This is a genomic window from Candidatus Streptomyces philanthi (genome assembly GCF_059553635.1).
Map to the genome: position 1 here is coordinate 1 of NZ_JCANQV010000228.1, position 9,528 is coordinate 9,528.

8 protein-coding genes and 1 pseudogene are annotated in these 9,528 nt (G+C 74.0%); 5 read left to right on the forward strand and 4 right to left on the reverse strand.

The window, feature by feature from the left end; translation table 11 throughout:
• The 5 genes and pseudogenes from AC51EU_RS22420 to AC51EU_RS22440 form a co-directional block, all read left to right on the forward strand.
• A partial coding sequence (locus AC51EU_RS22420; protein ID WP_496268828.1) for a condensation domain-containing protein occupies positions 1-1,376 on the forward strand: 1,376 nt, incomplete at its 5' end.
• 66 nt (positions 1,377-1,442) lie between these two features.
• On the forward strand, positions 1,443-2,240 hold the full coding sequence (locus AC51EU_RS22425) for a thioesterase II family protein (protein WP_496268829.1): 798 nt from the start codon (positions 1,443-1,445) through the stop codon (positions 2,238-2,240).
• Positions 2,237-2,980 carry a 3-oxoacyl-ACP reductase FabG gene (fabG, locus tag AC51EU_RS22430; protein ID WP_496268830.1) on the forward strand — a complete coding sequence of 248 codons (744 nt, stop codon included), beginning with the start codon at positions 2,237-2,239 and terminating at the stop codon, positions 2,978-2,980. The genes AC51EU_RS22425 and fabG overlap by 4 nt, the downstream gene beginning before the upstream one ends.
• Before the next feature lie 52 nt (positions 2,981-3,032).
• Positions 3,033-4,292 (forward strand): lipase, encoded by a 1,260-nt coding sequence (locus AC51EU_RS22435; protein WP_496268831.1) that lies wholly within the window; start codon positions 3,033-3,035, stop codon positions 4,290-4,292.
• 70 nt (positions 4,293-4,362) lie between these two features.
• A pseudogene (locus tag AC51EU_RS22440) lies at positions 4,363-6,022 on the forward strand (MFS transporter).
• Here the strand turns inward: AC51EU_RS22440 and AC51EU_RS22445 are convergent.
• The 4 genes from AC51EU_RS22445 to AC51EU_RS22460 all read right to left on the reverse strand — a co-directional run.
• Complete coding sequence (locus AC51EU_RS22445) at positions 5,976-6,755, reverse strand: SDR family NAD(P)-dependent oxidoreductase (protein ID WP_496268832.1); 780 nt, start codon at positions 6,753-6,755, stop codon at positions 5,976-5,978. The pseudogene AC51EU_RS22440 and the gene AC51EU_RS22445 overlap by 47 nt on opposite strands.
• A 107-nt stretch (positions 6,756-6,862) precedes the next feature.
• Positions 6,863-7,669, reverse strand: a complete 807-nt coding sequence (locus AC51EU_RS22450) for a class I SAM-dependent methyltransferase (protein WP_496268833.1) — start codon at positions 7,667-7,669, stop codon at positions 6,863-6,865.
• Between the two features lie 77 nt (positions 7,670-7,746).
• Complete coding sequence (locus AC51EU_RS22455; protein WP_496268834.1) at positions 7,747-8,295, reverse strand: SRPBCC family protein; 549 nt, start codon at positions 8,293-8,295, stop codon at positions 7,747-7,749.
• Positions 8,296-8,418: 123 nt separating this feature from the next.
• The coding region (locus AC51EU_RS22460; RefSeq protein WP_496268835.1) for a sensor histidine kinase at positions 8,419-9,528 on the reverse strand (1,110 nt) is incomplete at its 5' end.

The window sequence follows — 9,528 nt, forward strand, 5'->3', positions numbered from 1 at the left end:
AGGGCGTCCCGGCCGCCTTCGGGCAGCTGGAGTTCCTGCTCCAGCCCGTCGGCGCCGAACACCCCCACCACAACGTCATCACCGCACTGACCCTGGACGGCCCCCTCGACGAGGACGCCCTGCGCGCCGCCCTCGACGCCCTCGTCCGCCGCCACGAGGTCCTGCGCACCCGCCTCGTCCACCGCGACGGTCACTGGATCCAGTACGCCGCCGACCACGGCACCTGGCCGCTGACCACCGCCGACCTGCGGGACAAGGACCCCGCCGAGCGTCTCGACGGCCTGCGCGCACTGATCGGCGAGGAGTCCGAGCGCCCCTTCGACCTCGCCGAGGGACCGCTCGTCCGCGGCATCCTCGTCCGCCTCGCGCCCCGGCAGCACGCCCTCGTCCTCGACATGCACCACGCCGTCGTCGACCACTGGGGCCACAACGTCGTCCTGCGTGAACTGGGCGAGCTGTACAACGCCCGCGTCCAGGAACGCGCCGCCACCCTCACCGAGCCCGAACTCCCCTACCTCGACCACGCGGCCTGGGAGAACCGCCTGCTCGCCGACGGCGCCCTCGACGAGCACATCGACTACTGGCAGCGCCTGCTGGACGGCGTGCCCCAGACCCTCGACTACCGGGCCCCCGACCACCAGACCCGGGACGTCACCCCCGCCGACGGCTACACCCACGGCTTCGTCCTCGACGCCACCACGGCCAAGGACCTCAAGGACTTCGCCCAGCGCGAGGGCGCCACCCTCTTCATGGCCCTGATGACCGCCTACCACCTGCTGCTGTCGGCGTACTCGGGAAGCGACGACATCGCCGTCGGCTTCCCCCTCGCCGGCCGCGAGCGGCCCGAGACCGAACGCACCGTCGGCGCGTTCATCCACCTCGTCCTCATCCGCAGCCGGATGGCCGCCGACCCCACCGCACGCGAACTGCTCGACCAGGTCCGCGACGGCGCGATCGGCGCCCACACCCACCAGCACGTACCCCTGCGCGCCCTGGTGAACGAGGGACGCGTCGCCGACGGCGAGGGCCTGCTGCGCACCGAGTTCAACCTCATCAACGTCGAGCGCATCGACCTCGGCCTGCACCGCCTCACCAGCGCACCCCTGGACATGGGCGTCGGCGACGACAACGTCCTGCCCGAACTCATCACCACCATGAAGCCGCACAACCTCGACCTCTACCTGATGATGCGCGAGGCCGAGGACGGGACGCTGCGCGGCATGTGGATGTACGAGCCCGACCGCATCGACCCCCGCACCATGGCCGCGATGATGCGCCGGTGGCCGCTCGCCCTGGACCTGCTCACCACGCACCCCGGCCTCCCGGTGTCCGTACTGCGCGAGCGGCTGCGGCAGGCCGGCGACGACACGGCCTGACCGCGCCCCGGGGCCCGGCCGCCGCGCCGGGCCCCACGCACCCCCACCGCAGGAGGACACCCCACCATGGACCGAGAGTGGCTGGTCAGCCGCGAACCGGGCCCCTACGCGCACACCCGGCTGTTCTGCTTCCCCTACGCGGGCGCCGGCGCCTCCGCCTACCGGCAGTGGCACGACCTGGCCCCCAGGGAACTGCATGTGTGCGCGGTCGAACTCGCCGGCCGCGGAGGACGCATCAAGGAGACGCCCTTCCAGAGCCTGGCCCCCCTCGTGAGGGAACTCGCCGGCCGCATCACCCCCTACCTCGACGCGCCGTTCGTGTTCTTCGGGCACAGCATGGGCGGCCTCATCGCCCACGAACTGACCCGGCTGCTCGCCGAACGGGGCGCGCCGCAGCCCCGGCACCTGTTCGTCTCCGGCGCCGCCGCGCCCGGCACGCCCTCCCGGCGCCGCTCGCTGCACGCCGCCGACGACACGGAGGTCCTGGAGGAACTCGCCGCCCTGGGCGGCACCCCGCCCGAACTCCTCGCCGACAAGGACCTGATGGCACTGGCGATCCCGGTCCTGCGCGCCGACTACTCGGTCCTGGGCACCCACGTCCACCGCCCCGGCCCGCCCCTCGACGTCCCGCTGACGGTCTACGGCGGCCGCTCGGACACGGTCGTACCGCCCCAGGACCTCCGCGGCTGGCGCCCCCACACCCGCGCCGCCTTCCACCACCGGCTGTTCGCCGGCGACCACTTCTACCTGGCGTCCGCCGCGGGGGAGATCCTGCGCTCCATCGCGGACGCCGCCCATCCCCCGGCCGGCCGCCGGCCGACCGCCACCCCCGCCCACCGGAACCGAGCAATGGAGAGTCGATGAACACAACCGCCACCCCTGTGGCACTGGTCGCAGGCGGAACACGGGGCATCGGACGGGCGGTCTCCCTGCGCCTCGCCCAGGACGGCTACGACGTCGCGGTGTGCTACGCCCACGACGGCACCGCGGCCCGGGACCTGGAGAAGGAGATCACCGGGCTCGGCCGCAGGGTGTTCGTCCGGCGGGCCGACGTGTCCGACCCCGCGTCCGTGGACGCCCTCGTCGACGGCGCCCAGGACGCCCTCGGCCCCATCGACGCCGTCGTCACCTCCGCCGCGATCCTCCGCGACACCCCGCTCGCGCTGATGGAGGACGACGACTGGCAGTCCGTGCTCCGGGTCAACCTCGACGGCGTCTACCACGTCTGCCGCGCCGTCGTCGAGGACATGATCAAGCGCAGGAGCGGCGCCATCGTCAACCTGTCGTCCATGGCCGGAGTGCTCGGCAACGCCGGGCAGACCAACTACAGCGCCTCCAAGGCCGGGATCATCGCCTTCACCAAGTCCCTCGCCCAGGAGGTCGGCACGTACGGCGTCCGCGCCAACGTGGTGACCCCCGGTTACATCAGCACCGACCTCGTCGCCGACCTCCCCGAGGACCTGCTCGACCAGGCCCTCGACAAGATCTCCCTCGGCCGCATGGGCCGCCCCGAGGAGGTCGCCGACCTCGTCTCCTTCCTGCTCTCCGACCGCGCCACCTACATCACCGGATCGGTCCTCTCCATCGACGGCGGCTACCACTGACCGGCCCCGCCACCCACCAACCGACCCGGACCGCACGACGAACAGGAACCCCATGCGCGTCACAGCACGCACCCGTACAGCGGCGGCGGCCCTCCTCGCCACGCTCTCGCTCGTCCTGGCACCCGACGCCACCGCCCACGCCGACCCCGGGAACCCGGCGGCCCGCACGACGGCACCCGCCCGCGGCCAACTCCTGAGCGCCGAGAAGCTCTACACCCTCCCCACCCCCCAGGACGTCGCCAAGGACCTGACGAACACCGGCTTCCACGCCGACGACCTCACCTACGGCGTCGCCGCCTACCGCATCGTCTACGGAACCGTCGACCAGCACGGAAGACCCGTGAAGGCCAGCGGCCTGGTGACCGTCCCCCTCGGCACCACCGGCGAACGGCCCGGCGTCTCCTACCTCCACGGCACCGAGGTCGAACGCGCCAAGGCCCCCTCCGTCGACGCGCACGGCTTCAACGCCGCCCCCGCCGTCACCTACTCCGCCTCCGGGTTCATCACCCTGGCCCCCGACTACCTCGGCCAGGGCGTCGGCGACGGCACCCACCCCTGGTTCGCGATCCCCGCCGAGACCACCTCCACCCTCGACATGCTCACCGCCGGCCGCGCCTTCCTGCCCCGCACCTCCCTGAAGATCTCCCGCGACCTGCTCGTCACCGGCTTCTCCCAGGGCGCCTCCAACGCCCTCGACCTCGGCCGCGAACTCCAGTCCGGCCGCGACCCCTACTTCCGGCTGCGCGCCCTCGCCCCCGTCAGCGGCGCCTACGACGTCCGCGGCGTCACCTTCCCCTCGCTCCTCGACGGCCGGATCAAGCCCCCCGCCATGCGCGGCGTCTACGCCGCCGACATCCTCGTCGGCTTCAACCGCACCTACCCCGTCTACGACGACCCCAAGGAGGTCTTCCGCGAGCCCTACGCCGGCACCGTCGAAAACCTGCTGGACGGCTCGCACTCCGCCGCCGAGATCGTGGGCGGACTCCCCGCCACCATGGAGGAGCTGCTCACCCCCCACGGGATGGACCTGCTCCAGCACCCCACCGACGCGCTCTCCGACGCCCTCGACGTGACCGACGGCGTGTGCCGCGACTGGAAGCCGACCGTACCGCTGCGCCTGTTCCTCGCCGTCGACGACGAACGCGTCGTCAACGCCAACACCACGCAGTGCCAGGCCGACTTCGCCGCCCGCGGCGTCCCGGCACCCGTCACCGACCTCGGCGCCCACGACTGGCACGACACCCGGCACTTCGGCTCCAACGTCGAGGGCGCCCGCGCGATCGCCGCCTGGTTCCGGGAGCTGGCCGGATGAACCGTGCCCGCCGCACCCCGGCGCGGGGCCCGGCCCGCGACGCCCGGCGCCGTCCGTCACCCTCGATGCCATGACGACATCGGCATCCCCCGCGAACGCCTTACCCCCTCCGTCCCCGCAAGCACCCGGGGAACGGAGGAGGGGACGGCCCTGGCCGACCCTCGCGGTGGTCGGACTCGGCGTCACCATGGTCAACCTCGACGGCACCATCGTCGCCATCGCCAACCCCGCGCTCCAACGGGACCTGCACGCCTCCCTGGCCGGCGTGCAGTGGGTGACCAACAGCTACATGCTCGCCCTCGCCGTGGTCCTCATCACCGCGGGCCGGCTCGGCGACCGGTTCAGCCACCGCACCACCTATCTCGTCGGCGTCACCGGCTTCGCGGCCGCCTCCGCGGCGATCGGCCTGTCCGGCGGCATCGGCGCGGTCATCGCCTTCCGCGTCCTCCAGGGCGTCTTCGGCGCCCTGCTGATGCCCGCCGCCCTCGGACTGCTGCGCGCCGCCTTCCCCGCCGAACGGCTGAACACGGCACTGGGACTGTACGGGCTGGTCATGGGCGCCTCGACGGCCGCCGGACCCATCGTCGGCGGCCTGATCGTCCAGCATGCCGACTGGCAGTGGGTGTTCTTCATCAACGTCCCCCTCGGCGCCGCGGCCGCCGCCGTCGGCACGATGGTGCTCGGCGGCCACCGCGCCGAGGAGACGTCCCGCTCCTTCGACGTCACCGGCGTCGTCCTGCTGTCCGCCGCGATGTTCTGCCTGGTCTGGCCGCTGATCAAGGCACGTGACTGGGGCTGGGGCAACGCGCTGACCATCGGTCACCTCCTCGCCGCCGCCGTGCTCCTCGCCGCCTTCGTGACGGTGCAGAGCAGGGCCCGCGACCCCCTCGTGCCGCTGCGCCTGTTCCGCTCCGTGCCGTTCTGCGCGGGCGTGGCCCTGATGGTGTTCATGGCGTTCGCCCTCATGGGCGGTCTGTTCTTCGTCACGTTCTACCTCCAGAACGCGAAGGGGCTCGGGCCCGTCGAGAGCGGCCTGCGGCTGCTGCCGCTGACCGGCATGATGGTCGTCGGCTCCCCCCTGGCGGGCAGGCTGACCGCCCTACTCGGCCCCCGCATCCCCCTGTTCGCCGGCATGGCGGTGACCGCGGGGGCCATGTACGGGATGTCCACCCTCACCGTCGACGCGTCCGTCGCCCGCACGTCCCTGTGGTTCGCGCTGCTCGGCCTCGGCGTCGCCCCCGTCGTCGTCGGCGCCACCCAGGTCATCATGAGCAGCGCGCCACTGGAACTCGCCGGTGTCGCCGGGGGCCTCCAGCAGGCGTCGATGCAGGTCGGCGGCTCGCTCGGCACCGCCGTCCTCGGCGCGGTCATCGCCGGCCGCACCGCCGGTGACCTCCCCGGCGCCTGGCACGCGGCAGGACTGCCCGACCTGCCGGCCACCACCCTCGACCGGCTCTCGGACGCGGTCTCCACCGGAGCCGCGCCGGCCGTACCGGGGCTCGGCCCGCAGGCCGCCCGCACCGCCGCCCGCGTCGCCCACGACACGTTCGTCACCGCCATGGGCAGCGCCTGCCTGATCGCCTGCGGCGTCGCCGTCCTCGCGGCCTTGGCCACCCTCCTCACCGAACGCCGCGACTGACCGGCCGCGCCCGTCCCCCGTACCGGACACCGTCGGGGGACGGGTCAGTGGACGGAGAACCCGCCGTCGACGAAGAGGGACTGCCCGGTGACATAGGACGAGGCGCGGCTCGCCAGGAACACCGCGGCGCCCGCGAAGTCCTCGGCCAGGCCGTTGCGGCCCACCATGGTGCGCGCCGCGAGCGCCGTCACCTGCTCCGGATCGGACGACAGGCGGGCGTTGAGCGGCGTCATCACGAAACCCGGCACCAGCGTGTTGCAGGTGACACCGTGCGGCGACCACGCCTCGGCCTGCGAACGGGCCAGCGACTCCAGCCCGCCCTTGGAGACCCCGTACGCGCCGCTGCGGACGAACGCCCGGTGCGCCTGCTGCGAGCTGATGTGGATGATCCGGCCGAAGCCCCGCTCGGCCATGCCGGGCCCGAACCGCCGCCCCAGCAGACAGGGGGCCTCCAGGTTCACCGCCATCGTCGCGTCCCACACGTCCTCGCCCAACTCATCCATGGCGGGCCGCAGATTGATCCCGGCGGAGTTGACGAGGATGTCGGGCTCCCCGAACACGGCGGCCGCCTCCTCGGCCACCGCGCGCACCCCGTCACGGCTGCTCAGATCGCCGCTCACCCACGCCGCCCGGCAGCCGTCCCCCACCAACTCGCCGACCGTCTCGGCCAGCCCCTTCTCCCCACGCGCCACGACCACGACGCCAGCCCCCGCACGGGCGAGTGCCCCGGCGATCGCACGGCCGATACCGGAACTGCCACCGGTCACCACGGCGACCCGGCCGTCCAGCGAGAACAGTTCGGAGAGATAAGTGCGCGCATCCATCTCCGTACCCTAGCCAGGGCCTGTCCGGCGGGTCACGTGACCGTCCCCCGGACCGCCGTGGGCCGGCGCTCCGGGGGACGACGAGGGGGCGCGACGCGCGCGTCAGCTCAAGCGCCCGCCTCGCCCCGGCTCCGCGGGCGGCCCCCGTCCGGGCCGGCGGCCGAAGGCGGCACCTCGACGACGAAGAACAGGAAGCAGGGTGTGGTGGAAAGGGCCCGGAATTCGTCGGGGAAGAGGTCACGGGCGGCCGGGTCGGGCTGCGGCTCGCTGAGGGTGGTGAGGCGGAAGCCGGCGGTGGCGAAGGCATCGATCATCGCGTGCAACGGTTTGCGCCAGAACCTCATCGGGACGGTCTGCCCGCCGAACGCCCAGTCGAAGGTATAGCTGGTGGTCGCGAAGTAGTCGGGCCGGGGTTCTCGGATCGTGTAGGCCACGAACGGGTGGTCCACCGACGCGATCAGCCGGCCGCCGGGCCTGAGCACGCGCCGCAACTCGGCCAGCGTCGGCCCCCAGTCCTCCAGGTAGTGCAGGACCAGCGAGGACACCACGTCGTCGAACGTGCCGTCGTCGAACGGCAATGGGTCGCGGAGATCGACCTGGTGCACGTCCGCGTCGTCACCGAGCCGTCGCTCGGCCAGCGCCAGCATCCGGGCGCTGGTGTCGATGCCGGTGACGACGGCGCCGCGGTCGCGCAGCGCCGCGGACAGGGGACCGGAGCCGCAGCCCGCGTCCAGGATCCGGTGGCCCGCCACGTCTCCGGCGAGGTCCAGCATCGCGGGCCGCGCGTAGTACCCGTTGACGAGGTTGTCCTCGTTCTCCGCCGAGTACGCCTCGGCGAAACTGTCGTAGTCGTTCACCCGGGGCAGATCCGCGGACGGGGCGCGGCCCTCGGGCGCATCGGTCAAGCGTTCCATCGTCGCAGCCTAGTGGCCGCTGGGTTCGCCGGGCGGGCACTGGGCCTCCTCGCCACGCCGGCACCGGGGACGCCCCCTCACCCGGCCCCGCCGTCGTCCAGCCCCGGTACCGGGGCGCCGGACGGGACGCCGGCGTCGAGATAGTGCCGGTAGTACGCCCGCCAGGACGCCGTGGCGCCGGTGGGCGGCCCCTCGGGGCGGTCACCGCGGGCCCGGGCGTCGAGGGCGTCGAGGCAGACCTCCCAGCCGGCGGCGTTGCGCGCGGCGGCGTCCGCGGCCTCCAGGACGTCCGTGAGCGTCAGCCGGGTGCCGTCCCCGCCGAGCGGTGCGAGGTCGAAGCGGAGTTCGGTGCCGCCCCAGGTGAAGGAGAGATGCCGGGGCGCGTCGACGGCCACGACCCGGCCGGTGGCGTCCGGCCGGTGCGGGTCCTCGCCGTACCGGACCGTGCCGCCCTCGCGCAGCTCGATCGCGGCCCGGGACGGGAACCACCGTGCCAGCTCGCCGGCGTCGGTGACCCACCGCCAGACGTCCGCCGGGGGCCGGTCGTAGGCGCGGGTGAGGCGGACGGCGGGCCGCCCGTCGTCCAGGGTGAGACAGGCGCCGCTCGGGGCGGGTCCGGTGGACATGGGCCGGGCTCCTCGGGGCGGGGAAGCGGGACGCCCGGTCGCGCCCCGCGCCTCACGCTACGGACCCGGGCGGCGGCGCGCCCGGCGAGCGGGGCCGTACCGGGGGAGCGGGCCCGGAGCCGGTCAGGCGGCGGGCAGCCGGAGGACGAGGACGGCGCCGCCGTCGCCCGGGGCCACGCGCAGCGTCCCGTCGTGGGCGCGGGCGATCTCCCGGGCGATGGCCAGGCCGAGGCCGGTGCCGCCGCTGCCCCGGTTGCGGTCCTCCTCCAGCCGGGTGAACCGCTCGAAGACCCGCTCGCGCGCCTCGGGCGGGATGCCGGGACCGTCGTCGGCGACCTCCAGCACGGCGCTGCCGCCGTCGCCGGTCGTGGTGGTGACGCGGACGGTGGAGGCGGCGAACCGCTCCGCGTTGTCGAGCAGGTTCGCCAGCAGCCGTTCCAGCTGGCCGCGGTCGCCCCGTACCGGCACGGGGTCGCCGGTGTCCAAGGCCAGATGGACCCGGGTGGAGCGCCGCCGGGCGGCCTCCTCCGCCGCCAGCAGCGACAGGTCGACAAGCCGCGCGGTCGGCGGCAGCCGCGCGTCCAGGCGCGCGAGCAGCAGCAGATCGGCGGCGATCCGCTCCAGGCGCAGGGTGCTCTCCAGCGCCTGCCGCAGGGATTCCGCGGCCGCGGACCCGGGGTCGCGCAGCAGGGCGAGTTCGAGTTCGGCACGGGCGGCGGCGATCGGGTTGCGCAGTTCGTGCGAGGCGTCGGCGACGAACTGCCGCTGCCGGGTGACCGAGTGCTCCAGACGCTCCAGGGTGTCGTTGACGGTACGGGCCAGCCGGGTGATCTCGTCCCGGCCGCCGGGCGCCGGGACACGGCGGCCCAGACGGTGCGCGGTGACGGCGGCCAGTTCCGTGCGGATCGCCTCGACCGGCCGCAGCGCGGCGCCCGCCACCCGCCAGGCGATGAGGCCGGTCAGCAGGACGATCAGCGGCCCGCCGACCAGGAGGGTGACGGCGAGGGCGCGGGCGGCGTCGGTCACGTCGTTGAGCATGGTCAGCGCGTAGACCCGGCGCCCGTCCTTCGCCGACGGGGCCCGCACCACGGCGACCACGGTGTCATGGCTGGTCAGCGCCTCGTCGGCGGAGAACACCCGGACCGCGGAGTCATCTCCGGCGGCGGGCCGGAAGTCCGCCAGCCGGGCGGCGCGGGCGGCGGGCGCCGGGGCGGTGCTCGCCACCGGGTGCCC